Below are 26573 nucleotides of genomic sequence, written 5' to 3'. Positions count from 1 at the left end.
GCACTGAATTGGCGGCATAACCACACAATAACACGATGGATTGTCGCAATTTGTCGGTTGCATGTTTCTCGAATCTTTTCGACTATGCGATCAATGGATGCCGTGACCGAAACCCCTTTCCGCGACCGACAACCGGAGGCGGCAACGCCGGCTGGCGCGGGGCATTCTGCGCTGTCGGACCGGGGTGAGCCGGAGGCAGGTGGATCGACCGGCGACGCGTTGGTGGGTGCGGCGATGGCGGCCCTCGCCGACGGTGTCGGCGTGCTGGCCGCGGTGCGGGATGCCAAGGGTGCTGTCGGCGATTTCGAATGGCTGACGGCCAACCGCGCGGCGGAGCGGCTGTTCGGGCACCCCCTCGCCGGGCGCCGGCTGCGCGCGGACGATCTCCAGGATGGCGAGGACGCCGGTCTGTTCGCCTGCTTGGCCGATTGCGTGGCGGAGAAGCAGACGGTGCGCCGCCTGGTGATGGCGCCCGGAGGCGCGCGCTGGCGGATCGCCGCGACCCCGTTCGACGCCGGCATCGCGTCACCCTCCGTCTGCGTAACCCTCGTGGAACTCGGCCCCGAGGTTCCCGCCGTTCCGGAATCGGACCGCGCGCACCGGGCCAAGGCGGAATTCCTGGCGCACATGAGCCACGAGCTGCGCACCCCGCTGAACGCGGTGCTGGGCTTTTCCGAAGTGCTGCTGGCCGAGACCTTCGGCCCGCTCGGCTCTCCCCGCTACCACAGCTACGCCGCGGACATCCACGCCAGCGGCACGCATCTTCTCTCGCTGATCGACGGCATTCTCGACCTGTCGCAGAGCGAGGCCCCGCGGACGGAAATGCAGGAGGAGGCCATCAACGTGGCCGACGCCGCCCGTCAGGCGCTGGCCCAGGTCGGCGACAAGGCCGCGGCCCGCGGCGTCGACATCGGGGAGGATCTGTCCGGCGACCTGCCCCTGCTCTACGGCGACGCCCGGGCGCTACAGCGGATGCTGACCAACCTGCTGTCGAACGCGGTGAAGTTCACCCCGTCGGGCGGGCAGGTGATGCTGTCGGCCAGCCCCATGCCGGACGGCGGGATCGGGCTGATGGTGGCCGACACCGGCGCCGGCATCGCCGAGGACGAGATGGCCCGCGTTCTGGAACCCTTCGGCAGCGCCGACATGACCGTTCCCCGCGGCACCACCGGGACCGGCATCGGCCTGCCCGTGGTCAAGCGGCTGATGGAGATGCACGGCGGACGCCTGGACCTGTACAGCGAGCCCGGCGCCGGCACGACCGCCATCCTGATGTTCCCGCCGCGGCGCAGCCTGCCCCACGCCGCCTCTCATGGCGCTCCCCTCGGCATGGCTTGAGCCGGCATCCGCGCCTGCCCCTTTCGCGCGGCCCGGAATCGGCAGAAGTCCCTTGGCAAAGCCGCGAAGCCGGGTCATGGTGCCTTGTCGTTCCCGAACTGTTCCGTTTCAAATGGCTGATATCCTCTTGCAGGGCGACGAGCCGCCGCTCCCGGCGGGCGGCGCCGTCCCGATCTTCCGTGGGGTGCGCCGGGCGCTGGCCGCGCGCGGCTTCGTCAGCATGGCGGAGTTCCGGTTGGCCAGCGGGCGCCGCGCCGATGTCCTGGCGATGGACGGCGCCGGCACCGTCGTCATCGTCGAGGTGAAAAGCTGCGTGGCCGACTTCCGCTCCGACCAGAAATGGCCGGAGTACCGGGATTGGTGCGACGCCTTCTACTTCGCCGTGGATGACGCCTTTCCGCCGGAGCTGATTCCCGACGACTGCGGCCTGATGGTGGCCGACGCCTACGGCGCCGAAATCCTGCGCCAGGCGCCGGAACACCGGCTGGCTCCGGCGCGGCGCAAGGCGCTGACCCTGCGCGCCGCGCTGACCGGGGCCGGGCGCCTGCACCGGATCGAGGACCCGTCCTGGACCCAGGCCACCTCGCCGGTGTGATCGCCCCCCTTGACTCTCCAACGCGTGATTGTCGGGCATGACCGAAGTCCCATGGCAAACCCTTGCCAAGCCGGTGTAAGCTCCGCCAGGAACGGGAACCGTCGGGCGGACATGCACGCACAGGATGCCAGCCCATCCACCACGGCGGAGACGCGCCGTGAGCGCCGGACTCCGCGGCTGAGCGCTCCCAGGGCTGGAGCTCCACGGCTCCGCGCACCCTGGGTCGGTGCACCCTGGGTCGGTGCGCTGGCCCTGGCCGCGCTGCTGACCGGTGCCGGCGCCGGCGGCTCCACATGGCTCGCCTTGGCCGAGACGGACGCCCGTGCCCGCGGCCAAGCCGCCCGGAGCCTGGATGAGGCGCTCGACCTCATGCGCATCGCTGAGTTGGCCACCGGGCTGTCCGCCGACGCGGCCGAGCTGGAAGCGGCGGGCACCGCCCAGCGCCGGCTGACCGCTCACAACGCGTTGCGCCAGAAGACGCACCGGCTCGCCGCCACACTGGAGAGCCTGCCGCGGGATTGGGGCGCGGACCTGCGCTTCGCCGCTTTGGCCATCCGCGCGGAAGCGGACGAGCTGAACGCCACGGTGGAGCGCCGTCTGGCCGCTCAGCGCAGCCTTCAGGACCTCACCGAACAGGTGGCGGACCGCAGCGAGTCGCTGGCGGAGGCGCTCGCCACCCTGCGCACGCCGTCACCGGGCGACGAAACCATGCGCCGGATCGAGGGCTCACGGCAGGCGGTGGCTCTCCGGCTGCTCGCCGCCGGGACGGCGCCGGCCTCGGCCACCTCGGCGCGGGCCGAATTCCGCAAGGCCACGGCGGCGCTGTTCGACGCCCTGAACGATCTGCCGATCGACGCCGCCAGCCCCCGCCGCGCCGACGCCGCGCGCCAGCTCGTCGCGCTGGGAATGGACGAGCAGAACGTCTTCGATCTGCGGCAGGAGCAGGAGGGGCTGACCGCCAAGGCGGCGGGGATCGCCACGCTGCTGCGCGGCACCGCCAGCGACCTCGCCCACCGGGCCGGCCGCGGTGCGCAGGCCCTGCGGGATGGGCTGGCCGCACCGAACACCCCGCGGTCAGGGGCCGAATTGTCCGCCGCCGCCCCCGCCGGGGTCGGGCTGCTCACAGGGTTGGCGGTCTTCGCGGTCGGCCTGGGCATCGCGCAGAGCCGCGCCCAGCGCACCGCGCCGCCCGATCCGGACAGGACGGAGCGGACCGGCGCGACGAACGAAGGGCCTTCGCTGCGCGTCCTGCTGGCGGAGGACGAGCCGGTCAGCCAGCAGGCCGCGGCCGCGCTGCTCCGCCGCGCCGGTCACGAGGTGACGGTGGTGGGCGACGGCCGGGCCGCCCTGGCGGCGGTGGAGCGGGATCGCTACGACCTCGTCCTGATGGACGTGCAGATGCCGGACATGGACGGGATCGAGGCGACCCGCCGCATCCGTGCCCTGCCCCATGGCGCCGGAAGCGCGGCGGCGGGGCTGCGCATCGTGGCACTGACCGCCTCCGCCGAGCCCGGCGCGGCGGAGCGTTGCCGAGTGGCGGGGGCCGACGCCGTTCTGGAAAAGCCGCTGCGCCTGTCCGCGCTGGACGCCATCCTGGACCACCGGTCCTCCGGCGCCGGCGTCGCATCCGCGCTGGCGGGCATGCTCCCTCCGCCGGGCGGCGAACCCGGCCTTCCCGTGTTCGATGAGGACGCCATCCGCCAGATGCGCGAGCATCTGCCGGCGGAGCGGGTCGCCACCCTGGTGACTAACACCCTCGTCACGCTGCGCGGCTATCACGCCGCCCTGGAGCAGGCCTGGAACGCCGGGGACCGGGCGACCGTCGGGGCCATGGCCCACAAGATCGCAGGGGTGGCCGGCATTTACGGCTGCATGGCGCTGCGCAGCGCGGCACGGTCGCTCGAAGTCGCGCTGGAAACCGGCGAGGGCGATCCCGACGCCCTGTGCCGTGCGTTGGACGCCGCGGTTCCTCCGGCGCTCGCCGCGCTGGACCGGTGGAGCGGCGGCTAACGCACCGCCACCGGCTGGCTCGGCCCCGCGCCTTGCGGAATGTCCGACCGCCCCGCCCCCAGGTCCTTCTGCATCATGACCACGTCCAGCCAGCGACCGAACTTCAGCCCCACGGACTCGACCACACCGCAGGTGCGGAAGCCCAGCGCAGCGTGCAGCCCGACGGACCCGGCGTTCTCCGACCCGCCGACCAGTGCCACCATCTGGCGGTAGCCCTGCTCCACGCAACGGTCGATCAGCGCCTGGAGCAGCAGGCGCCCGAGGCCCTGGCCGCGCGCCTCCTCGGCGATGTAGACGGAGTCCTGGATGGTGAAGCGGTAGGCGGAGCGGACGTGGTAGGCACTGCCATAGGCGTACCCCAGGACCACGCCGTCGCGCTCGGCGACCAGCCAGGGCAGGCCGGCGCCGGTGATGGCGCGGAAGCGCCCTTCCAGCTCCGCCACGTCGGGTGGCTCCTCCTCGAAGGTGCCGACGCCATGAAGGACATGGTGCTCATAGATCCGCTGGAACGCGGGGAGGTCCTCGATGCGGGCGTCGCGGACGGTGGGGATGCTGGTCATGGCGGGACGAGTCCGACGGGTGAAGGGGGGACGTCCATCCTGCCGCACGCATTTTGCTGTCGCAACCGTGCCACCCAGCCGATATGTACAGAACTGGAACGCGCGGTGCGCAACAGGGCTTTAGGGCAGGTCTTTTCAGGGCAAGGGGTTGGAAGCGATGAAGATCAACGGCCGGACGGTGCTCGTCTGCGATTGCGCCCACAGCATGGCGCTCGACGGCAAGGCGTTGGCCAGGGCCTGCGGGGCCGCGGCGGGGGCAGAGGGCGATTTGTCCGTCGCCACACAGCTCTGCCGCACCCAGCTCGACCGGTTCGAGGCGCGCGTGGCGGAGGGCGCTCCGCTGCTCGTCGCCTGCACCCAGGAGGCCCCGCTGTTCGCGGAGATCGCGGCCCAGGACAATCCTGACGCCTCCTTGGCCTTCACCAACATCCGTGAGCGCGCCGGCTGGTCGGACGAGGGCGCTCTGGCCGGGCCGAAGATCGCCGCGCTGCTGGCCGAGGCGGCCATGGACATCCCGCCGACCGGCACGATCACCCTGGCCTCGGAAGGCACCGCGCTGGTCTACGGCATCGACGAGCGCGCCATCGAAGTGGCCCGTCAGCTGTCCGGCAGCCTGGACGTCACCGTTCTGCTGAAGGCCCCGAAGGACGTCGCCCCGCCGCGCGTCATGGACGTGCCGGTCTTCAAGGGCACCATCCGCGCCGTCAAGGGCTGGCTCGGCAACTTCGAGATCGTGGTCGACGACTACGCCCCGGCCATCCCGGCCTCGCGCGCCGTCCTCGGCTTCGAGACGCCGCGGCACGGCGCCGCCTCGCGCTGCGACGTCATCGTGGACCTGACCGGCGGCGCGCCGCTGTTCCCGGCGCACGGCAAGCGCGACGGCTATCTGCGCCCCGACCCGGACAGCCCCGCCGCCGTCGCCAAGGCGGTGTTCGAGGCCGCCGATCTGGTCGGCGAGTTCGAGAAGCCGCGCTACATCGACTTCAAGGCCGACCTCTGCGCCCACTCGCGCAGCCGCAAGACCGGCTGCACCCGCTGCCTGGAGGTCTGCCCGACCGGCGCCATCACGCCGAACGGCGACCATGTGGCGATCGACCCGCACATCTGCGCCGGCTGCGGCTCCTGCGCCTCGGTCTGCCCGACGGGGGCCAGCACCTACGCCCTGCCGCCGCTCCAGACGGTCTACGAGCGGCTGCGCACGCTGCTCTCCTCCTACGCCAAGGCCGGCGGGACGGAGCCGTTGCTGCTCGTCCACGACCCGCGGCACGGCGACGAGATGATCTCGCTGATCGCGCGCTACGGGCGCGGCCTGCCGGCCCGCGTGCTGCCCTTCGCGGTGAACGAGGTGACGCAGCTCGGCTTCGACGTGTTCGCGGCGGCGCTGGCCTATGGTGCCGCGCGTGTGCGCGTTCTGGTCGGGCCGGGCAACGCCGGCGAGACGGCGGGGCTGGCCAGCCAGATCGGTCTGGCCGAGACGGCGATGGCCGGGCTCGGCTACGGCTCGGGCCGGGTGTCGATCATCGACGCGCAGGACCCCGACGCGGTGGCCGCGGAGCTGTGGAGCCTGCCGCGCGAGGGCGCTCCCGCCCCCGGCACCTTCCTGCCGATGGGCGGCAAGCGCACCGTCACCATGCTGGCGCTGCGCCACCTGCACAAGGTCGCTCCGGAACCGATCGAGGTCCTGCCGCTGCCGCCGGGCGCCCCCTTCGGGCGGGTGCAGGTGATGACGGAGGGCTGCACGCTCTGCCTGTCCTGCGTCGGCGCCTGCCCGACCGGGGCGCTGCTCGACAACGCCGACAAGCCGATGCTGTCCTTCTCGCAGGACGCCTGCGTGCAGTGCGGCCTGTGCAAGACCACCTGTCCGGAGAAGGTCATCGCACTGGTTCCGGAGATCGATTTCCGCGACAGCGCCCGCGGCGCCAAGGTGCTGAAGGAGGAGGAGCCCTTCTGCTGCGTCAAGTGCGGCAAGCCCTTCGCCACCAAGTCCTCGATCGACAAGATCGTCGCGGTGCTGGCCGGACGGCACGCCATGTTCGCCACGCCGGAGGCCGCCGACCGCATGCGCATGTGCGGCGACTGTCGCGTCGTGGACCAGTTCGAGCGGGGCGACTCGCCCTTCGCGCTGGGCGCCCCGCGCGCGCCGCGCACGACCGAGGACTATCTGCGCGAGCGGGAGCTGGCCCAAAACGGCAAGGACGGCGGTCCGGACGGCGGCAGCGTCCACTGAGCGCGGTCGCTGGATGACGGGGATCACGCGCGCGGCGCCGGGATTTGATCCCCGTCAAGTCCTGGCTCCGCGCTTCGTGGTCTGCTGCGCCTGAAATTCCAGGTGGCGAAAAATCCGCAACTCGGACCTATATATCAGGATCGGGTTCGGGGTCATAATCGCCGCCCGGACTGCATGACACGCACCCCCTTGGGGAGAAGCCTGACGATGACGACCGTTCCGCCGACCGCCGCCGCCCCGCTCGTCGATCCTTTCGGGCGGACCGTCAGCTATCTGCGCGTGTCCGTCACCGACCGTTGCGACCTCCGCTGCGTCTACTGCATGGCGGAGGACATGAGCTTCCTGCCCAAGGCGGAGGTGCTGACGCTGGAGGAGATCGACCGCGTCTGCTCCGCCTTCGTCAAGCTGGGCACCCGCAAGCTGCGCCTGACCGGCGGCGAGCCACTGGTCCGCAAGGGCATCCATGAGCTGATCCACAGCCTGGGCCGCCATGTGAAGGCCGGCGACCTGGACGAGCTGACGCTGACCACCAACGGCACCATGCTGTTCAAGTATGCCGGCGATCTGGTGGAGGCCGGGGTGCGCCGGATCAACGTGTCGCTGGACACGCTCGACCCCCATAAGTTCCAGGCGATCACCCGCTGGGGCCGGCTGGACAAGGTGCTCGGCGGGCTCCAGGCCGCCAAGGAGGCGGGGCTCCAGGTCAAGATCAACACGGTCGCGCTGAAGGGCGTGAACGACGACGAGTTCCACCGGCTGGTCGGCTGGTGCGGCGAGCAGGGCTTCGACCTGACCTTCATCGAGGTCATGCCGATGGGCGAGATCGGCGACGAGGCGCGGCTTGACCAGTATCTGCCGCTCAGCCTCGTGCGGGCGGAGTTGGCCAAGCGCTGGACGCTGGACGAGATCGACTACCGCACCGGCGGCCCGGCCCGCTATGTGCGGGTGGCCGAGACCGGCGGGCGCATCGGCTTCATCACGCCGCTGACCCACAATTTCTGCGAAAGCTGCAACCGCGTGCGGCTGACCTGCACCGGCACCCTCTACATGTGCCTGGGCCAAGAGGACGCCGCCGACCTGCGCACCCCGCTGCGCCTCAGCGACGACGACGGGCTGCTGGTCCAGGCGGTGCGCGACGCCATCGCCCGCAAGCCCAAGGGCCACGACTTCATCATCGACCGCCGCCACCAAGGCCCGGCGGTGCCCCGCCACATGAGTGTGACCGGCGGATGATGGGCCACTCCGGCGCTGCCTCCAATCCCTCTCCCGCCCCGGGAGAGGGTGCCCGCGAAGCGGGCGGGTGAGGGTCGTGCGAGAAACAGGGCTTTCTTCCTGGCGGTACCCGCACCCTTCCCGTGCTTCGCACGGGTCCCCTCCCTCTCCCGGGGCGGGAGAGGGATATGAAGTGCAACCGCGCCACCCTTCGACCGAAGCGGCCTTCTGCAACCGGGCACTCTGCGCTATGGTCCTCTGGACATGACCGAAACCGCCGCAAAGCTGCCCGCCGATCCGACCCTGGACCCGCTGGCGCCCGATTCCTCGGCCCGCAAGCCCGCCGATCTCCGCATCGCCTTCTGCGCGGCGAACACGGAAGAGGCGATGCGGGCGCGCACCCGGCTGGTCCACCGCTACGGCAACGCGCCGCTGGAGGACGCCGACGTCATCGTGGCGCTGGGCGGCGACGGTTTCCTGCTGGAGACGCTGCACCGCGCGCTGAAGCGCGACGGGCAGAACCCGCCGCCGGTCTACGGCATGAACCGGGGATCGGTCGGCTTCCTGCTGAACGTCTTCCGCGAGGACGAGTTGGCCGAGCGGCTGGCCAGCGCCCAGAGCGTCACGCTGCACCCCCTGCGCATGAAGGCCACCCGCTGCAACGGCGAGCAGATCGAAGCGCTGGGCATCAACGAGGTCTCGATGCTGCGCGAGACGCGGCAGGCCTCGAAGCTGCGCATCACCGTGGACGGCGTCGTCCGCCTGCCGGAGCTGATCTGCGACGGCGTGCTGGTCGCCACCCCCGCCGGCAGCACCGCCTACAACCTGTCGGCCCACGGCCCGATCATCCCGCTGGGCGCCGGGGTGCTGGCGCTGACTCCCATCAGCTCTTTCCGGCCGCGGCGCTGGCGCGGCGCGCTGCTGCCGCACAGCTCCAAGATCACCGTGGACATCCTGGAAGAGGTCAAGCGCCCGGTCAGCGCTGTGGCCGATTCGACCGAGGTACGCGAGGTCATCCGCGTCGATGTGGAAGAAGCGCGCGACGTCGCGCTGACCCTGCTGTTCGACCCGGAGCTGAATTTCGAGGAGCGGATTCTGAAGGAGCAGTTTTCGCCGTAACGCCCCGGCGCCGCTTCCTTGCCCGGCCGTTACTCGGCGGCGCGGCGCGCGGTGCTGGCCTGCGCATGGGCGCAGATGCGGCGGGTCAAGGTGGTCAGGTCGGCCTGGAGCCGGGCGAAGCCCTCGTTCCGCTCCAGCGTTTCCTCGTTCATGTAGAGCCGGCGGTTGATTTCGAGCTGAAGGGAATGGCGGCCCCGCGCCGGGTTGGAATGGCGGGACACCAGCTCGACCCCCTTGAAGGGATGGTTCCGCGTGACCTTGTAGCCGAGCCCGCTCAGAACCTGCTCGACTAGGGCGGTGAAGCCCGGCTCGCAGCTGGTGCCGTCGCGGTCGCCCAGCACGAAATCCATGCCAAGCTTGTGCGCCGCCCCCGGCCCGACCGCGGAGGGCATGGAATGGCAGTCGACATGCCAGACGGCGCCGAACCGGTCGGCCAGATCGTCCATCACGCCGGCGACCTGGAAATGATAGGGCCGGTAGTAGCGGTCGATGCGCTCCGCCACCTCGGCCACCGACAGCCGCCCGTCGTAGAGCGGCATCCCCGGACGGCACAGCGTGCGGATCAGCCCCATGCCGGCGGCGCTCTTCTCCGTCGGGCGCAGCGGTTCCGGCCAGCGCCCGTCGAGAAGCGCCGGGTCGATGTCGTCGATGGCCCGGTTCGCGTCGATGTAGGTGCGCGGGAACAGGGCGCAGAGCAGCGTCGCGCCATGCTCCGGTGCGTGGGCGAACAGCTCGTCCACATGGGTGTCCTCGGCCTGCCGCAAGGTCGACAGCGGGCAGACGAAGGCGAAGTCGCGCGGGTAGACGGTGCCGCTGTGCGGTGAATCGAAGAACACCGGCAGGCGCGGGACGATCGGATCGTTGCGGACGAGCACGTCCTCGATCACGAAACTCATGGCTGACCCCGGTGTACCAACGGCTCCAACGCGCCAGGGTGCCTGCCCGGATGGCATAGCAGGGCGCTGCGGCGGATGGATTCGGGTATAGACGATGGCCGGGTGCCCGTCGACCAAAAACCGTCATACATCGGTAAGGCGCCGGTAAGGCAAAGGACATGATGGACGCGTGGACATGGCGGGACTGGCGCACCGCCGGACTCTCCGTCATACTGACCGTTCAGCGAAAGCGCCCGGCACCGGCCAGACCCGCAAAGGCGAGATCCGCTTGACCGAATCCCTGCCACCAATCGAATTGACGCCGCCTGACATCGGCCCTTACCGTCGTGGAAACACCGGCATCGACCATGTCACGACGCTGGAGTCCGGACGCCCCGGCCAACATGCCGTCATTGTCTCGCTGATTCACGGCAACGAGATCAGCGGCGCGGTGGCGATGGACCGGCTGTTCCGGATGGGCTTGCGGCCCACCCGCGGGCGGCTGACTCTGGTCTTCGCCAACACCGCCGCCTATCAGAGCTTCGATGCCGAGCGCCCCTACGCCTCCCGCTTCGTGGACGAGGACATGAACCGCGTTTGGTCGCTGGAGGTTCTGGACGGACCGCGCGACAGCACGGAACTGCGCCGCGCCCGGCAACTCCGCCCGGTGTTCGACGCCGCGGACGTCATCCTCGATCTGCATTCCATGACGGCGGACACCCCGCCCCTGACGCTGTGCGGACGGACGGACCGCGCCCGCGCGTTGGCCCGTCGGCTCGGCCACCCGGCCTGGATCGTCGCGGACGAGGGGCACGCGGCGGGGCGGCGCGTGATCGACTACGCGGATTTCGCCGAAGCGGACGGGCGGCGCACCGCCATCCTAGTCGAATGCGGCCAGCACTGGCGGAATGAGACGGCGCTGGTCGCCCTGGAAAGCGCCATGCGCTTCCTGCTCGCCCAGGAGATGATCGACCCGTCTCTGGCCGACCGCCACATCCGCCGCCACCCCGATCCGCAACGCACCGTCGAGGTGACCGAGGCGGTGACCGCGGAAACCGACGAATTCTTCTTCGACCAGCCCTATGTGGGGATGGAAATCGTTCCCCGCGCCGGAACGGTCCTGGGCCATGACGGCAACCGCCCGATCGTGACGCCTTACGACGACTGCGTGCTGATCATGCCGGCGCGGCGACCCAAATCCGGACAGACCGCCGTCCGGCTGGGACGGATCGTTCCTTGAACCGGACACAACGAGCGGCATGACCATCGGACCGGGACTCCGGCCCTTCGCGCTCGCCCTCGCGCTGGGGACGGCGGGAGGCGCGCTGTTCAGCTATTTCCACTTGCCGCTGGCCTGGATGATCGGCGCCATGACCGCCACCACGGTCGCCGCCATGGCCGGTGTCGCGCTGCATGTGCCGAAGCCGCTGCGCAACGCCATGATCATGATCCTCGGCGTGATGCTGGGCAGCGGATTCACCCCGGACATCCTGGGACGGCTCGGCGAATGGAGCCTGTCGCTGAGCGCGCTGGCCGTCTACCTCGTGCTGGCAACCACGCTGGGCGTGCAGTACCTGCGCCGCGCGGCCCGGCTGGACCCGCCCACCTCCTTCTTCACCGCCACCCCCGGCGGGCTGAACGAGATGGTGATGGTCGGCACCCAGATGGGCGGCGACAGCCGGACCATGGCGCTGTCCCACGCGCTGCGGGTGATGCTGGTGGTGCTGGTCATCCCCTTCGCCTTCCAGGCGCTGGGGCTGTACGACCCGGCGCAGCGCGGCGCGCTCGGCCCGCCCCTGCTGTCGCTCGCCCCGCTGGACGTGGCGCTGCTGTCCGCCTGCGCGCTGGGCTACCCCCTGGCGAAGCTGCTGCGCATCCCCGCCGCCCAGATCGTCGGGCCGATGCTGCTGTCCGCCGCGATCCACCTCGCCGGGCTGACCGAGGGCAAGCCGCCGGGCGTGCTGGTCGCCGCCGCCCAGGTGGTGATCGGAGCGTCGCTGGGCTGCCGCTTCACCGGGCTGAACATCCGCCGCATCGGGCGCGACGGGATGACCGCGCTGGGGCTCACCGGGCTGATGCTGCTGGTCACCATGGCGGCGGCCTGGATGGTGGACGAGGCGACGGGGCTGGGGCTGGCCGCGCTGATCCTTGCCTTCGCGCCGGGCGGGCTGGCGGAGATGACGCTGGTCGCGCTGGCGCTGAACATCGACGTGGCGCTGGTCGCCATCCACCACATGGTGCGAATCATCCTGATCGTGACGCTGGCGCCCGGTGTCTACCTGCTGTGGCGCAAGTGGCGGTCCCGCCGCGGCAAGATCTGACGAATTGCCCCGGGCCAGCCGGCCAATCCGCCGCACACGCATGTGTGGAGTTTCCATTGCGCCAATCCCGCACCCCGTGCGAGGTGGAGGCGCGGACGGGTGATGGGTGGCCATCACCCCGCCGCTCAACAAGGAGGCTCGGAGGATGAAGGAAATCCTCGGTCTCCTGATCCTGCTGCTTCAGATCGTCAAGGCAATCCTTGATCTTCTGAACCGGCAGTGATCGGGCCGGGAGGCGGGGGATTAGGGCCCCTGCCTCCCAAGCCTGATGATGGCGCCGCGCCCGCCCGATTGCAAGCCATCCGATCATTTCACGGCAGGTTTACCCTTTTCCCACTGGGGGTTCGTATCGATCAGCGGCACGCTGGAGATGGACATCTTCGCCGAGGCATCCTTCACCTGCCGGCTGTAGACGACGTAGATCAGCGTGTCGTTCACCCGGTCGTAGATGCGGCGGATGGCGATGGACTTGAAGATCAGGCTCTTTCGCTCGGAGAAGACCTCCTCGCCCTTCTGCGACAGTTCGATGTCGCCGATCACCAGCGGCCCGGTGCGCCGACAGGCGATGGAGGCGTTGGACGGGTCCTCGAACCAGTTCCCCTTGGTCAGCCGGTCGAGCACGCTGCGGTCGAAATCCACCAGATGGCAGGTGATGCCCTTCACCTTCGGGTCCTCGACCGCCTGCACCTGAAGCCCGTTGCCGGTCCAGTCGTTGGAGAAGCGCCCGACGACGAGGTCCTCGGCCAAAGCAGCGGTGGAGGCGGCCATCGGTGGCAGCACGGATAGCGCCAGAACCATCAGGCCGCGGCGGATGTTTATCGAAAGGAACGGGCTGCGCATCTCGTGGAACTCCGGTCATCGCGAAGCGGGGCCGCGTGGGCGCGGTCCTGGAATACCCCTAAATCGGGCGGGGGTCCGGCGCCGTCAAGCGCCCCCCGGCCCGCTACTCCCGGAGTGCCTGCCCCCGATGAGTGACCGCACGATCGATCCGCCCCTGACCCCGCCGCCGGAGCCGGTGACCGAGCCCCTGCCGCCGGCCCGGAATCCCCGCGACCCCGCGCGGGTGGCGGTGGTGGGGCTGTTCGTCATCGCGCTGCTGTTCACGCTGTATTTCGGGCGCGACGTGCTGCTGCCGATCATGCTGGCGCTGATTCTCAGCCTTCTGCTGCGGCCATGCGTGCGCGGCCTCTACCGGCTCGGCCTGCCGGAGGCGCTGGGCGCGGCGGTGGTGGTGATCACGGTGTTCGGCGCCGGGCTGGGGGCCATCTTCACGCTGGCGACCCCGGCCACCGAATGGGTCAACCGCATGCCCCGCGTGGTCCACGAGCTGGAGTTCAAGCTGGGCGACATCCGCGAGGGGATCGATCGCGCCCGGGAGGCCTCCCGCCAGATCGAGCAGATGGCCTCCGACCGCAACGGTGCGGCACGGGAGGTGGTGGTGCGCGGCCCGTCGCTGGCCGAGCAGGTGCTGCATCAGGCGGAGGCGGTGATCGCCAACGTGGTGATCCTCCAGGTGCTGCTCTATTTCTTCCTGGCCCGCGGCCGGCAGAGCCTGGAGGCGCTGATCGGCACGATGCGCGACGTGGACGACCGCGTGCATTACGCCATGGTCGCCGCCACGGTGCAGCAGAACATTGCCGCCTATCTGGCGACCATCACGGTCATCAACATCGGGCTCGGACTCGCGACGACGCTGGCGATGTGGCTGTGGGGGGTGCCCAACGCGGCGCTGTGGGGAACGCTCGCCGGACTCATCAACTACGTCCCCTTCATCGGGCCGGCGGTGATGACGGCGGTTCTATTCCTGGTGTCGGCGCTCAGCTTCGACGGGAGCCTGAACATCTTCGGGCCGCCGCTGACCTTCGTGGCGCTGACCATGATGGAGGGCAACTTCCTGACCCCGATGATCGTCGGTCGGCGGCTGGCGCTCAATCCCATCGCGGTGTTCGTGTCCATCCTGTTCTGGGGCTGGATGTGGGGCATTCCCGGCGCGCTGCTGGCGGTGCCGATCCTGGCGATCCTGAAGATCCTGTTCGACGCGCACGAGCCGCTGAAGCCGATCGGCGCCCTGCTGGGCTGACGCTCCGGCCGCCGTAGCTCTGGCCGGGGCGGCCCCGCCGTGGCATGGTCCGAGGGAGGAAACGACCGGATGGGAGGTGGGGTGATGGTGCTCAGTGGCCTGACGCTCTTCGTCATCGCGCTCCTGATCTTCGCGCTGGCGCTGGTTCTGCTGGGGGTGCGAACCGTGGCGCAGGGTCAGGAATGGACGGTGGAGCGGTTCGGCCGCTATACCCGCACGCTCCAGCCCGGCCTGCATCTGATTCTACCGCTGATCGACCGCATCGGGCGCAAGCAGAGCATGATGGAGACGGTGCTCGACGTGCCCTCGCAGGAGGTCATCACCCGCGACAACGCCATGGTCACGGCGGACGGCGTGGTCTTCTTCCAGGTGATCGACGCCGCCAAGGCTTCCTACGAAGTCAACAACCTGGAGCTGGCGATCCTGAACCTGACCATGACCAACACCCGTACGGTCATGGGCTCGATGGACCTCGACGAACTGCTGTCCCAGCGCGACCAGATCAACGCCCGCCTGCTCGGCGTGGTGGACGAGGCGACCAGCCCCTGGGGCGTCAAGGTGACGCGCATCGAGATTCGCGACATCCAGCCGCCGCGCGACCTCGTGGACAGCATGGCCCGCCAGATGAAGGCGGAGCGCGACCGCCGCGCCTCCATCCTGGAAGCGGAAGGCCAGCGCCAGGCAGCCATCCTGCGGGCGGAGGGCGCCAAGCAGGCCGCCATCCTCCAGGCCGAGGGCCGGCGCGAGGCCGCCTTCCGCGACGCCGAGGCGCGCGAGCGTTCCGCCCAGGCGGAGGCCGAGGCCACTCGGCTGGTCTCCGACGCCATCGCCGGGGGCAGCGCCCAGGCCATCAACTATTTCGTCGCCCAGCGCTATGTCGATGCTCTGACGGCGGTGGCCGCCGCCCCCAACCAGAAGGTGCTGTTCATGCCGCTGGAGGCCGCCAACGTGATCGGCGCCATCGGCGGCATCGCGGAGATCGCCCGCGAAGCCTTCCCGAACCGCCCGCCGAACCAACCTGCGCCCTCCGGAACGGCCGCCGCCCCGCCGCCGGCACCGCGCAGCCCCTGGAATCGCGATGAACGGAATCGCGACGACCGGAATCGCGACGACCGGAATCAGGACGAGCCGAACAGGCGCGATGCGCCGATGCCGCCGGAGTCGTAAGATTGGGCGAAACCCCGAAGGCGGACCCGCGATGATCGAATTCTGGCACTGGTGGGTTCTGGCCGTGCTGCTGGGGGCACTGGAAACGGTGGCGCCGGGGGCGGCGTTCCTGTGGTTGGGCGGGGCCGCCGCGCTGGTCGGCTTCGTGCTTCTGGTCTGGCCGTCGCTGCCGTGGGAGCATCAGGGGCTGCTGTTCGCCCTGCTCGCCATCGCCGCGCTGGTAGGAACCCGCTTCCTGTCCCGCGGGTCAGCGCATACGACGCACACGCCGCATCTGAACCGCCGGACGGCGCAATACATCGGGACGCTGCACACGCTGGACGGACCCATCGTCAACGGGCGGGGCCGGGCGCAGATCGGCGACGGGCTCTGGACCGTCGAGGGACCCGACCTCCCCGCCGGAACCCGCGTCCGCATCGTCGGTGCCGAGGGCACTCTGCTGAAGGTGGAGAAGGCCTAGGCGCCAGCCGAAACGGCGCGTCGGGGCTTCGGCCAGATCGTGCCGGATCTGTTCGGCGTGGCGTTCCAGCCTTTGTGCCAGGGCGTCCATGCTGCCGTCGCCGGTGGCCGCCGCGCGCTCCGCCGCCTGACGGCTGAACGCTTCCAGCTCCCGCGCCATGGCGCGGTAATCGGGAACGTCGCCTCTCGATTCGGAAGTCCCGTCCATGGCCTCGCCATGCTGCATTGCCACAAATTACGAGGGTATGCTGGCACAGCGTGGAAGCGTCTGGAATCGGGCTTACGGCGGGTCTGACTTCTCTTTCGGCACAGCGGCCAGGGACGCCCGGCCCTTCAGCCTATACCGTTCCGGAGAGTGGATGTGTCAGTCGATCAGTTCGTCCAGGGTCGCGCGGACGACCTGCACGATCTCGCCGCCGAAGTGGCCCACGCCGAGGTCGCGGGCGCCGACGATGATGGACAGTTCGCGCTCCGTCGTAGGGGCAAAACGGGCGATTTCCGGCACCAGCTCGTCCGACAGCACGGCGTCGCGCGACAGCCCTTCACGGGCCGCCGCGCGATCCCGCCAACCGTTGAGGGCGGCGTTGATCGCGGCTTCGATCTGGAGGGATTCCTCCTTGCGCTTCAGATCCTTGTAAAGGACGAGAACACGCCAGCCGCCGTCGGCGTAGGCCGTGTCGATGCGCTGCACCTCGACCGTGCGCAGGAAGGAGGAGAGTTGCCCCTGGGCCTCGTCCGCGCTCGCGTCGGGGATCGTGAAGGTGCGGATTTCGGTGCTCATCCTGTGCCTCGATGCGTGCCTCGTCTTTCGCGCAAGACTACACGAAAGCGCCCGTATCCGGCTACTCCGGCACGGTCCGGACGGATGCCCCCTTCGTCATAGGAAAACATGGCGGCACACGGGACCCTGCTCCCTCCCGGAGTGTTTGAGTCATAGGACACCGCGCATCGCTTGGGCGCATCGCTTGGGCGCATCGCCGGGCGCATCGCCGGGCGCACCGCTGGGAGGAGCAGAGGGACCATGACCGGGCCTGTTGAACCGCAAAAGCACCGGAAGGAAAGGAGCGGGCCGCAAGCGAAGCCGCGGCGGTTGTGGATCACCCTTCTGGCGGTGATCCCCGCCCTGTTCGCGGCCGGGACGGCGGGGGCCTTCTGGACCGGTTACAGCCTCCATGACCGGCCCTTCGCTTGGTACAACAGCAACCGCATCGCCGCGACGGCGGAGCGGGCGGCGCGGGACCTGTCCCCCGTCGTGGTGGTGGCGCTGGGTGATTCGGCGCTGCGCCACGCCACCCTGGATGAACCCGGCATGGCCGCGCTGGCGGCGAAGCACGGGGTGGAAAGCCTGCATTTCCTGCGCATCGTCCATGACCACGCCCGGATCGAGGACTTCGAACCGCTGCTGGGCGACGTGCTGAAACTGAAGCCGGCGCTGGTCCTGCTGGACGTGGACCTGCTGTTCGCCGAGCGCAGCGACTTTGCCGGTATGCGCCGCTACGGCTCCCACCTGACCGAGGTGGCGATGCTCGGCCGCTCCTACCTGCCCGACCAGAGCACCCTGCAATACGCCAAGCCGTGCCACGCCGTCGGCCCGCAGGGCTGGACCGCCGCCGCCGCCGACCGTTGGATCGAGACCCGCGACGACGCTGTCCGCATGAACGACGACTCGCCCGCCTTCGAGCGGGTGCGTCGTTTCGCCGATCAGGCGCGCGCCGCCGGCGTCGGGATCGCCCTGCTGCTTCCGCCCCGCCCGGCGGCGTTGGAGGAAAAGCTGTACGGCGCGGGCAACGGCTACCGCCCGGCGGCGCTCGCCCGGCTGAGCGGGCAGGCCGACCTGCCGCTCTGGCGTTTCCCCGACTCGGCGCTTCCCAGGCCGGCCAAGGCGTCGGCCTTCTGCCGCAACGGCATGCTCGGGCCGGAGGGCCGCGATGCCTATTCGGCATGGCTAGCCGGCGGGATCGCCGAACGCCTGTCGCATCCAAGGGTGGAAGAGGCCGCGCTGCAGTAAAAGTTGGCCCATCCCCGCCTGATGACCCGGTGCCGACACGGCAGCGTCATCAAAGTGCAATTCCCGGCGACCTAGAATGCGCCCGCATCCCCGCCGGACCCAGACCCACTGGCCCGACCGGCGGGGGATTGCGCCTCTCTTCGGCCACGGGTGAACCACAGATGAGCGCCGCCATGGATTTCTCCGTCCGCGAGGCCCCGGCCAGCACCGAGATCGTGCTGAGCGGGCGCATGACCTTTGCCGACCACGACACCTTCCGCGACGTGATCGCCACCTTCGAGCGCCCGGCGGGGCACCGGGTGGTCTTCGACCTGTCGCGGCTCGACTTCGTCGATTCCTCCGGCCTCGGCATGTTCATCATCGCCCGCGACACCGCGCAGCGGCGCAACCTGGACTTCGCGATCCGCGGCGCCCGCGACGAGGTGCGGCGCCTGATCACGATCGCCAAGTTCCACACCATGTTCAACATCGCCGACTGACGCGGCGGGAACGGACGCGATGGGGCACGCCCGCGCCATGACGGTGCCGCCCGGCACGGATGCCGCCGCTCCGCCGCGCCCCGCCCGCCCCGGCGCCGGTGCGTCGGTCTACGGGATGGAACTGGGCATCCCGCTCGGCGGCTGCCGGGTACTGATCGCCGACGACAGCGCCTTCAACCGCCGGACGTTGTCCCGCTTCCTGCAATGGGCCGGCATCACCCAGGTCGCCTTCGCCTCCTCCGCGGAGGAGGTGATGGAGCGGTTGGAGAGCTTCGCCCCCGACCTGCTGCTGCTCGACGCGGCCATGCTGCGGATGGACGGCATCGGCGTCTGCCGCAGCCTGCGCGGCGACCCGCGCTGGCGCGACCTGCCGATCCTCATGCAGAGCGCGCTGCACTCCGACCAGATGAGGACGGTCTGCTTCAGCGCCGGGGCGACCGACCTGATCGCCAAGCCGATCAACCCCGGCGAATGCATCGCCCGCGTGCGCTATCACCTGGAGCGCCGGTCGATGGTGCAGGAGCTGCGCGCCTTCCACGAGCGGGTGGAGCGCGACCTGCGGCAGGCCCGCGCGATGCAGCTCGCCCTGGTCCCGGAGGCGGCGGAGCTGGCCGCCCTCGCCGAGCGGAACGGGCTGGCGGTGGATTCGGTCTTCCGCGCGTCGGACGAGATCGGCGGCGATTTCTGGACGGCCTTCGCGTTCGACAGGACCCGCGTCGGGGTCTTCGCCGCCGACCTGTCGGGCCACGGCATCGCCGCGGCGATCAACGCCTTCCGCCTGCATACGCTGCTGACCCGCACCCCGCCGGAGGATTTGCGCGATCCCGCCCGCCTGTTGCGCCAATTGAACGGTCGGCTGTGCGAGATCCTGCCGCTGGGCCAGTTCGCCACCGCCTTCTACGGGGTGATCGACCGGGCCGACGACACGCTGCTCTACACCGCCGCCGCATCGCCCAGCCCCCTCCTGATGACCAACTTCGGCATCCAGCCGCTGGACGCCTCCGGCCCGCTCCTCGGCGCCTTCCCGGATTCGGCCTACACGAACCAGCGCGTGCCGCTGCGGCGCGGCGACAGCCTGTTCCTCTATTCCGACGGGCTGAGCGAAGCCCGGGACGCCGAGGGCGCCATGCTGGGCGAGGACGGCCTGCTCCGTCTGGCCGAGCGGGCGGCGGCGGACGCCCCCGAGCGCCCCCTGCCCGCCCTTATGGCCCGCCACGCCGCACTTCATGGCGAACATTTGAACGACGACGTGACCGCGCTCTGGATCACCCGCCGCTGACGCGCCGCAGCAATTTATCCATTGGCCCCATATCCTTATTCGAGTTATGGATATTGCTGCGTCGGGCGACGTGTAACAGGAGACGGAACGGATATGGCTTCGATCATGATCAAGAAGGCCGGCGAGGGCCTGATTTCCCAGGCTCACCGCAACGCCGACGTTGGCCCGACCAGCGGCAGCTCGGTCGTGTACGAGATTCTCAACGTGCCGGCGGGCGTGTCGGTGGACGACGTCATCGCCGCCTTCAAGACCTTCAAGCCGGCGGACAAGAAGTACGAGTACGACTACGCCGACCTGTCCAAGTAAGGCGCTCGTTCGCCCTTCCCGCGGTTCCCGCAAGGGCGGAAACCGCGGGAAACGGCCTTTACCCCTTCTTGGGGAAGCGCTCGATCCAGCGCTCCAACTCCGCCACATGCTCCGCCTCTTCCGAGGCGAACTCCTCGGCCATCATGCGGACCTCCGGGTCCGTGGTGGAGGCCGCCACGTCGGCGTAGAAGGCGTGCCCGCGCTTTTCGCTGTCGAGCGCCAGTTCCAGCGCGTAATCCACCGTCATCAGATAGTGCGAGCCTTCCATGGAGGCCGCTTCCGGGCTCTCCTCGTCCGGCCACTGGAAGTCTTCCGGGGCGAGCGCCGGCACATCGCGGAAGGCAGAGCGCTTGCGGGCGTCCGCCAGATGCAGGCGCGAGAACTCGGCCATCTTGGCGAAGAAGGCCGCGACGTCCGCATTGCCGTAGGTCTTCATGGCCTCCGACAGGTCGGCGAAACGGTTGGCGGCGTCCTCCTCCAGCGCGCAGGCGTGGGCGAGGAACAGGGCAGGGTCGTGAATGTTGGCCATAGGGTCCCGAGATCGTTAAGTCACAAATGGATTGTGGTTATTTGAACCATAACGCCTTGTTGCGAAAGGTTCTCGGATCGCTGGCCGGTTGCGGGTGTCTGCGACACTTTGACACGCCTTCGATGATCTGCGTCCGGAGGCGCGCCTGCTGACCGCCCTCCCCCACCCTTGACGCCAATCCGACGCCGCACGGCTCCGGGTGCCCGCACACGCCGATTGCGCATGCCGAAGGCGACCGGACTCCGATCCGGCCGCAGGATGGAGGGGCCATGGTCTGGACCCAGACAAGCGTTTCCGTGAAGACGGCGGCCGCCATGCCCAACCGCTGGGACCTCGTGGCCCTGCCGCTGGTCGTCGGTATGCTCGCCCTGGCCGCCGTCGGCGGTCACCAGATGGCCGCACCGCTGGCGAGCCTCGATGCGCCGGCCGTCTCGCTCGACCCCTGGAGCCTGCCGGACTACGCGCTGCGCTCGACGCTGCGCATGCTGGCGGCGATGGCGGCCTCGCTGCTGTTCACCTTCATCTACGCCACATTGGCGGCCAAGAGCCGGCGGGCCGGCATGGTGCTGATCCCGGTTCTGGACGTGCTCCAGTCGGTGCCGGTGCTCGGCTACATCTCCTTCACCGTGGTCTTTTTCCTGTCGCTGTTCCCCGGCAGCGTGCTGGGCGCCGAGTGCGCGGCGATCTTCGCCATCTTCACCAGCCAGGCCTGGAACATGACCTTCAGCGTCTACCAGTCGCTGCGGTCGGTGCCTCGCGACCTTGACGAGGCGGCGACCAGCTTCCGCTTCTCCGGCTGGCAGCGCTTCTGGCGGCTGGGGGCGCCCTTCGCCATGCCGGGGCTGGTCTGGAACATGATGATGTGGATGTCCGGCGGTTGGTTCTTCGTCGTCGCGTCGGAGGCGATCACCGTCGGCGACCGGACCGTCACGCTGCCCGGCATCGGCTCCTATCTGGCCGAGGCGATCGCGCAGAAGGATCTCGGCGCCGTCGGCTGGGCGGTGCTGGCGATGCTGGCGGTCATCCTGCTCTATGACCAGTTCCTGTTCCGCCCGCTGGTCGCCTGGGCCGACAAGTTCCGTTTCGAGCAGACCGGCGCGCAGGAAACGCCGCAGTCCTGGGTGCTGCGGCTGTTCCAGCGCACCCGCGTCTGCCGCTCGCTGCTGGCGCCGGTCGAGGCCCTGCTCGGCCGGGCGGCGTGGCTGCGCCTGTCGCCGCTTTCCTCCCTCGCCGCCGCCCTGCCCCCGGCCCTGACGCGCCGGTTCGCCGACCCGCCCTCCCCCGCGCTCGAACGCTGGCTCGACCGGCTGTGGTACGCGGTCATCGCCGCGGCGGCGCTCGCCCTGGGCTGGCCCCTGGTGCGGTTCATCGCCGGCGGCGCCGGCTGGGGCGACGTCGGGACCGTGCTGCTGTTCGGGACGGCGACGCTGCTGCGCGTCGTGGTGCTGATCGCCATCGCCTCGCTCGTCTGGGTGCCGCTCGGCGTGCTGATCGGGCTGCGCCCGCGGCTCGCCGAAAAGGTCCAGCCGCTGGCCCAGTTCCTGGCGGCATTCCCGGCCAACCTGCTGTTCCCGGTCGCCGTGGTCACCATCCTGCGCTTCGACCTGAACCCGGATGTCTGGCTCAGCCCGCTGATGATCCTGGGCACGCAGTGGTACATCCTGTTCAACGTCGTCGCCGGGACGTCCGCCTTCCCCAGCGACCTCAAGGAGGCGGCCTCCAGCTTCCGCATCCGCGGCTGGCAGTGGTGGCGCGACGTCATGCTGCCCGGCGTCTTCCCCTACTACCTGACCGGTGCGGTGACCGCGGCGGGCGGCTCGTGGAACGCCAGCATCGTCGCCGAGGCGGTACGCTGGGGCAACGCCGAGGTCACCGCCCACGGGCTGGGCAGCTACATCGCCAAGGCGACCGCCGCCGGAGACTACCCGCGCATCGTGCTCGGCATCGCCGTGATGTCCCTGTTCGTCATCCTGCTCAACCGGCTGCTCTGGCGTCCGCTCTACGGCTACGCCGAACGCCGCCTGCGCCTTGCCTGACGGAGGCCGTACCATGACGCAGAACTCGCCCCTCTTCGAACTCCACGGCGTCCGGCAGGCCTACCGCAAGCCGTCCGGCCAGCAGTATGTCGTGCTCGACGGCGTGGACCTGACGCTGCGCAACGGCGAGATCGTCGGGCTGCTCGGCCGCTCCGGCTCGGGCAAGTCCACGCTGCTGCGCATCGTCGCCGGGCTGGCGCGGCCGACCTCCGGCGAGGTTCTGCACCACGGCGCGGCGGTGGCCGGGCTGACCGGCGGGGTGGCGATGGTGTTCCAGTCTTTTGCGCTGTTCCCCTGGCTGACCGTCGAGGAGAATGTGCTGGCCGGGCTGAAGGCGCTGCGCGTTCTCGCGAACGAGGCGGCGGCGCGCGCCGGGGAGGCCATCGACCTGATCGGCCTGTCAGGCTTCGAGAGCGCCTACCCCAAGGAGCTGTCCGGCGGGATGCGCCAACGCGTCGGCTTCGCCCGCGCGCTGGTGGTCCAGCCGGAGATCCTGCTGATGGACGAGCCCTTCTCGGCGCTCGACGTGCTGATGGCGGAGACGCTGCGCACCGACCTGCTCGACCTGTGGATGGAGCGCAAGCTGCCGACCCGCTCGATCCTGATGGTCACCCACAACATCGAGGAGGCGGTGCTGATGTGCGACCGCATCCTGGTCTTCGCCTCCAACCCGGGCCGCGTGGCGGCGGAGATCCGGGTGGACATCCCGCACCCGCGCAACCGGCTGGCTCCGGACTTTCGCGATCTGGTCGACGACATCTACGGCCGGATGACCGCGCGCAAGCCGCTGACCGCACCGGCGGCGGCACCGGGACCGGCGACCGGGCGGCCGCGGCCGGTCTACGCCGAGCCGCTCCAGCACGTCTCGACCAACCGGCTGTCCGGCCTGATGGAGACGCTGGCCGCCCCGCCCTACCACGGCAAGGACCTGCCGCACCTCGCGGCGACGCTGCGGCACGAGATCGACGACCTCTTCCCCATTGCCGAGACGCTCCAGATGCTGGGATTCGCCGAAGTGGCGGAGGGCGACATCCGGCTGACCGAGCCGGGCCGCCTGTTCGCCGAGGCCGGGACGGACGACCGCAAGGCGCTGTTCGCCGAGCATCTCGTCCATTTCGTGCCGCTCGCCGCCCACATCCACGCGGCCCTGTCGGAGCGCGCCGACCACCGCGTTCCCTACGCCCCGTTCGCCCGCGAGCTGGAGGCCTTCATGAGCGAGGACTACACCGAAGAGACGCTGAACGCCGTCACCGGCTGGGCGCGCTACGCCGAACTGTTCACCCACGACACCGAGGCCGGAGTCTTCTGCCGGGAGGAGGCCGAATAGCCGCCAGGACCCGGCGGAAGGCTTGACCGGGGCGCCCGCCGCTGCCAGGAACACGGGCGGCGCCCTTCTCCACCATCTTGCAGTGTCCATGAGCTTCCCGCCCCTTCCCATCGACCCCGTGCTTCCCGAGCTGCTGGCCGCGCTGGACGGGCGTGGCGTGGCGGTGCTCCAGGCGCCGCCGGGGGCCGGCAAGACCACCCGCGTGCCGCTGGCGCTGCTCGACCAGCCCTGGCTGGCCGGGCGCAAGGTGATCGTGCTGGAACCGCGGCGGCTGGCCGCCCGCGCCGCCGCCCGCCGCATGGCCGCGATGCTGGGGGAAAGCGTCGGCGAGACCGTCGGCTACCGCGTCCGGCTGGATACCAGGGTCGGGCCGAAGACCCGGATCGAGGTGGTGACCGACGGCCTGTTCCTGCGCCAGCTTCAGGAGGACCCGGAACTGCCGACGGTCGGCGCCGTGCTGTTCGACGAGTTCCATGAGCGCGGCATCGACAGCGATCTGGCGCTGGCCCTGGTGCAGGAGGCGCGCGGCGCGCTGCGCGACGACCTGCGGCTGGTGGTGATGTCGGCGACGCTGGACGGCGGCCCGGTCGCCGCCCTGCTCGGCGACGCCCCGATGGTGACCAGCGAGGGCCGCGCCTTCCCGGTGGAGACCCGCCACCTCGACGCCCCCGCTACCGGCACCCGCGTCGAGGACGCCGTGGCCGCCGCCGTCCGCCGCGCCCTGCGCGAGGAGAGCGGCAACGCGCTGGTCTTCCTGCCTGGCGCCGGGGAGATCCGGCGGGTGCAGAGCCTTCTGGAGTCGGCGGACCTCGGCCCCGGCACGGTGATCGCCCCGCTCTACGGCGACCTGACGGCGGACGCCCAGGACCGCGCCATCGCCCCCAGCCCGCCGGGCACGCGCAAGATCGTGCTCGCCACCCCCATCGCCGAGACCAGCCTGACCATCGAAGGCATCCGCATCGTCGTGGACGGCGGGCTGATGCGCGTCCCCCGCTTCGACCCGCGCAGCGGCATGACGCGGCTGGTCACCGCCAAGGTCTCCCAGGCGTCGGCGGAGCAGCGGCGGGGCCGCGCCGGCCGCCTGGAGCCCGGCGTCTGCTACCGCCTGTGGCTGGAGCCGTCGCACAAGGCTCTGGCCGCCTTCACCCCGCCGGAGATCATGGACGCCGACCTCGCCCCGCTGGCGCTGGAGCTGGCGGTGTGGGGAGTCGCCGACCCGTCGTCGCTCGCCTGGCTCGATCCGCCGCCCGCCGCCGCCATGGCCCAGGCGCGGGAGCTGCTGCGCGAGCTGGGGGCGCTGGACGCCGACGGCGGCATCACCGCCCATGGCCGCCGGATGGCCGGCTTCGGCGTGCATCCGCGGCTGGCCCACATGATGCTGAAGGGCAAGGCGATGGGGCTGGGGGCGCTGGCCTGCGAGGTCGCCGCCCTGCTCGGCGAGCGCGACATCGTCCGCGCCCAGCCCGGCTTCCGCGACGCCGACCTGCGGCTGCGGGTGGAGTTGCTGCGCGGGCTCGACCATGAGGGCCGGGTGCGCGGTGCCGGGCGCGGCCTGACCGTGGAGCGCGGCGGCGCCCAGCAGGCGTTGAAGCAGGCCCGCAACTGGAAGCGCCAGTTGGGCGTCAAAGGCAACAGCGGAGACCTCGGCGCCACAGGCCTGCTGGTCGCCCTCGCCTATCCCGACCGCATCGGCCAGCGCCGCCCCGGCGGCAACGCAGGCGGGGCCGCCGCGCAGTACCGGCTGTCCAACGGGCGCGGCGCCTATTTCCAGGACGCCGAGCCGCTGAGCGCCGAGGACTGGCTGGCCGTCGCCGACCTGGACGGGGCCGCACGCGAGTCGCGCATCTTCCTGGCCGCCCCGCTCTCCCTGGCGGAGCTGGAGGAGGCCTTCGCCGAGCACATCCACAGCGAGACCGTGGTTGCCTGGGACGGGCGGGAGCAGACGGTGCTGGCCCGCCGCCGCCGCATGCTGTTCGCCCTGGCGCTGGAGGACAAGCGCCTGCCCAACCCGCCCGCCGAGGCCATCGCCGCCGCCATGCTGGAGGGCATCCGGGAGATGGGGCTGACCGCCCTGCCCTGGACCGACGAGCTGCGCAAGTGGCAGACGCGTGTCCTGTTCCTGCGCCGCCGCGAGGGGGAGGAATGGCCGGACGTCTCCGACTCCGCGCTTCTGGAATCCATGGAGGAGTGGCTGGCGCCCTTCCTGAACGGCGCGTCGCGCCGCGCGCATCTCGACCGGGTGGAGCTGGGCAACGCGCTGCGCGGGTTGCTGCCCTGGGCCATGCAGCAGCGGCTGGACAAGGAGGCGCCGACCCACGTCGAGGTGCCCAGCGGCTCCCGCATCCCAATCGATTACAGCGGGGACGAGCCGGTGCTGGCCGTCCGGCTGCAGGAGATGTTCGGGCTGGCCGAGACACCGCGCATCGCCGGCGGCCGGGTGTCGCTGCTGCTGCACCTGCTGTCCCCGGCCCGCCGCCCGGTGCAGGTGACGCGCGACCTCGCCAGCTTCTGGGCCAACGCCTACAAAGCGGTGAAGGCCGACCTCAAGGGCCAGTATCCCAAGCATTATTGGCCCGACAACCCGCTGGAGGCCGAACCCACGGCGCGGGCGAAACCACGCGGACGGTAAAAGGGAGGCGGATGGAG

Annotated in this window: 23 protein-coding genes; 18 read left to right on the top strand and 5 right to left on the bottom strand. The window is 70.3% G+C overall.

The annotated features are described in order from the left end of the window. Nucleotides 1-102 precede the first annotated feature (102 nt). The 3 genes from H1Q64_RS07570 (at nt 103) to H1Q64_RS07560 (ending at nt 3943) form a co-directional block, all read left to right on the top strand. Nucleotides 103-1338 carry a sensor histidine kinase gene (locus H1Q64_RS07570; RefSeq protein ID WP_237903028.1) on the top strand — a complete coding sequence of 412 codons (1236 nt, stop codon included), beginning with the start codon at nt 103-105 and terminating at the stop codon, nt 1336-1338. A 112-nt stretch (nt 1339-1450) separates the two neighbouring features. Continuing rightward, nucleotides 1451-1933, top strand: coding sequence for an MmcB family DNA repair protein (locus H1Q64_RS07565; protein WP_237903027.1), 483 nt, complete (start codon nt 1451-1453; stop codon nt 1931-1933). Nucleotides 1934-2044: 111 nt separating this feature from the next. Continuing rightward, the gene (locus H1Q64_RS07560) at nt 2045-3943 is read left to right on the top strand and encodes a response regulator (protein ID WP_237903026.1); all 1899 of its coding nucleotides are present in this window, start codon (nt 2045-2047) and stop codon (nt 3941-3943) included. Here H1Q64_RS07560 and H1Q64_RS07555 read toward each other — a convergent pair. Next, a complete protein-coding gene (locus H1Q64_RS07555) occupies nt 3940-4503 on the bottom strand; it encodes a GNAT family N-acetyltransferase (protein ID WP_237903025.1) in 564 nt (187 codons plus the stop codon). The two genes, H1Q64_RS07560 and H1Q64_RS07555, sit on opposite strands and share 4 nt — an antisense overlap. 157 nt (nt 4504-4660) lie before the next feature. Between H1Q64_RS07555 and H1Q64_RS07550 the strand changes: the two genes are divergently transcribed. The 3 genes from H1Q64_RS07550 to H1Q64_RS07540 all read left to right on the top strand — a co-directional run bounded on the left by H1Q64_RS07550 (nt 4661) and on the right by H1Q64_RS07540 (nt 9061). Beyond that, on the top strand, nt 4661-6730 hold the full coding sequence (locus tag H1Q64_RS07550) for a 4Fe-4S binding protein (RefSeq protein ID WP_237903024.1): 2070 nt from the start codon (nt 4661-4663) through the stop codon (nt 6728-6730). A gap of 207 nt (nt 6731-6937) precedes the next feature. Then, complete coding sequence (gene moaA, locus H1Q64_RS07545; protein WP_014241273.1) at nt 6938-7963, top strand: GTP 3',8-cyclase MoaA; 1026 nt, start codon at nt 6938-6940, stop codon at nt 7961-7963. Nucleotides 7964-8206: 243 nt separating this feature from the next. Further along, on the top strand, nt 8207-9061 hold the full coding sequence (locus H1Q64_RS07540) for an NAD kinase (protein WP_237903023.1): 855 nt from the start codon (nt 8207-8209) through the stop codon (nt 9059-9061). Nucleotides 9062-9090: 29 nt separating this feature from the next. On the opposite strand, the gene H1Q64_RS07535 is transcribed toward H1Q64_RS07540, so the two are convergent. Beyond that, nucleotides 9091-9957, bottom strand: coding sequence for an N-formylglutamate amidohydrolase (locus tag H1Q64_RS07535; protein ID WP_237903022.1), 867 nt, complete (start codon nt 9955-9957; stop codon nt 9091-9093). Between the two features lie 268 nt (nt 9958-10225). Here H1Q64_RS07535 and H1Q64_RS07530 point away from each other — a divergent pair, with 268 nt between their 5' ends. Next, nucleotides 10226-11176 carry a succinylglutamate desuccinylase/aspartoacylase domain-containing protein gene (locus tag H1Q64_RS07530; RefSeq protein WP_237903021.1) on the top strand — a complete coding sequence of 317 codons (951 nt, stop codon included), beginning with the start codon at nt 10226-10228 and terminating at the stop codon, nt 11174-11176. A gap of 19 nt (nt 11177-11195) precedes the next feature. Continuing rightward, nucleotides 11196-12257, top strand: a complete 1062-nt coding sequence (locus H1Q64_RS07525) for an AbrB family transcriptional regulator (protein WP_237903020.1) — start codon at nt 11196-11198, stop codon at nt 12255-12257. Nucleotides 12258-12563: 306 nt separating this feature from the next. Here H1Q64_RS07525 and H1Q64_RS07520 read toward each other — a convergent pair whose 3' ends face one another. Next, nucleotides 12564-13097 carry a CreA family protein gene (locus H1Q64_RS07520; protein ID WP_237903019.1) on the bottom strand — a complete coding sequence of 178 codons (534 nt, stop codon included), beginning with the start codon at nt 13095-13097 and terminating at the stop codon, nt 12564-12566. Nucleotides 13098-13224: 127 nt separating this feature from the next. Between H1Q64_RS07520 and H1Q64_RS07515 the strand changes: the two genes are divergently transcribed. The 3 genes from H1Q64_RS07515 (at nt 13225) to H1Q64_RS07505 (ending at nt 15964) form a co-directional block, all read left to right on the top strand. Then, nucleotides 13225-14337: an AI-2E family transporter gene (locus H1Q64_RS07515; protein ID WP_237903018.1), complete on the top strand. Its 1113-nt coding sequence runs from the start codon at nt 13225-13227 to the stop codon at nt 14335-14337. A gap of 84 nt (nt 14338-14421) precedes the next feature. Further along, entirely contained in the window at nt 14422-15504 is a 1083-nt protein-coding gene (locus H1Q64_RS07510) for an SPFH domain-containing protein (RefSeq protein WP_237903017.1), read from the top strand. Between the two features lie 31 nt (nt 15505-15535). After that, nucleotides 15536-15964: an NfeD family protein gene (locus H1Q64_RS07505; protein ID WP_014241283.1), complete on the top strand. Its 429-nt coding sequence runs from the start codon at nt 15536-15538 to the stop codon at nt 15962-15964. 363 nt (nt 15965-16327) lie between these two features. Here the strand turns inward: H1Q64_RS07505 and H1Q64_RS07500 are convergent, their stop codons facing one another. Next, nucleotides 16328-16744 (bottom strand): HRDC domain-containing protein, encoded by a 417-nt coding sequence (locus H1Q64_RS07500; RefSeq protein WP_237903016.1) that lies wholly within the window; start codon nt 16742-16744, stop codon nt 16328-16330. A gap of 240 nt (nt 16745-16984) precedes the next feature. On the opposite strand from H1Q64_RS07500, the gene H1Q64_RS07495 reads away from it, so the two are divergent. The 4 genes from H1Q64_RS07495 (at nt 16985) to H1Q64_RS07480 (ending at nt 20035) form a co-directional block, all read left to right on the top strand. After that, nucleotides 16985-17971 carry a hypothetical protein gene (locus tag H1Q64_RS07495; protein WP_237903015.1) on the top strand — a complete coding sequence of 329 codons (987 nt, stop codon included), beginning with the start codon at nt 16985-16987 and terminating at the stop codon, nt 17969-17971. Between the two features lie 161 nt (nt 17972-18132). After that, a complete protein-coding gene (locus H1Q64_RS07490; RefSeq protein WP_236778167.1) occupies nt 18133-18450 on the top strand; it encodes an STAS domain-containing protein in 318 nt (105 codons plus the stop codon). A 19-nt stretch (nt 18451-18469) separates the two neighbouring features. Beyond that, complete coding sequence (locus H1Q64_RS07485) at nt 18470-19729, top strand: PP2C family protein-serine/threonine phosphatase (protein WP_237903014.1); 1260 nt, start codon at nt 18470-18472, stop codon at nt 19727-19729. A 93-nt stretch (nt 19730-19822) separates the two neighbouring features. After that, nucleotides 19823-20035, top strand: coding sequence for a hypothetical protein (locus tag H1Q64_RS07480; RefSeq protein WP_014241290.1), 213 nt, complete (start codon nt 19823-19825; stop codon nt 20033-20035). A 58-nt stretch (nt 20036-20093) separates the two neighbouring features. Here H1Q64_RS07480 and H1Q64_RS07475 read toward each other — a convergent pair whose 3' ends face one another. Continuing rightward, the gene (locus H1Q64_RS07475; RefSeq protein WP_237903013.1) at nt 20094-20564 is read right to left on the bottom strand and encodes a ferritin-like domain-containing protein; all 471 of its coding nucleotides are present in this window, start codon (nt 20562-20564) and stop codon (nt 20094-20096) included. Between the two features lie 269 nt (nt 20565-20833). Here H1Q64_RS07475 and H1Q64_RS07470 point away from each other — a divergent pair, with 269 nt between their 5' ends. The 3 genes from H1Q64_RS07470 (at nt 20834) to hrpB (ending at nt 26556) form a co-directional block, all read left to right on the top strand. Next, on the top strand, nt 20834-22600 hold the full coding sequence (locus H1Q64_RS07470; protein ID WP_237903012.1) for an ABC transporter permease: 1767 nt from the start codon (nt 20834-20836) through the stop codon (nt 22598-22600). A gap of 13 nt (nt 22601-22613) precedes the next feature. Further along, nucleotides 22614-23927 (top strand): nitrate/sulfonate/bicarbonate ABC transporter ATP-binding protein, encoded by a 1314-nt coding sequence (locus H1Q64_RS07465; protein WP_237903011.1) that lies wholly within the window; start codon nt 22614-22616, stop codon nt 23925-23927. Nucleotides 23928-24015: 88 nt separating this feature from the next. Further along, nucleotides 24016-26556, top strand: coding sequence for an ATP-dependent helicase HrpB (gene hrpB, locus H1Q64_RS07460; RefSeq protein ID WP_237903010.1), 2541 nt, complete (start codon nt 24016-24018; stop codon nt 26554-26556). The last annotated feature ends 17 nt before the right edge of the window (nt 26557-26573 follow it).

The organism is Azospirillum brasilense (genome assembly GCF_022023855.1).
GTDB lineage: Bacteria > Pseudomonadota > Alphaproteobacteria > Azospirillales > Azospirillaceae > Azospirillum > Azospirillum brasilense_F.
This window is presented reverse-complemented; position numbering and strand designations above follow the sequence as displayed.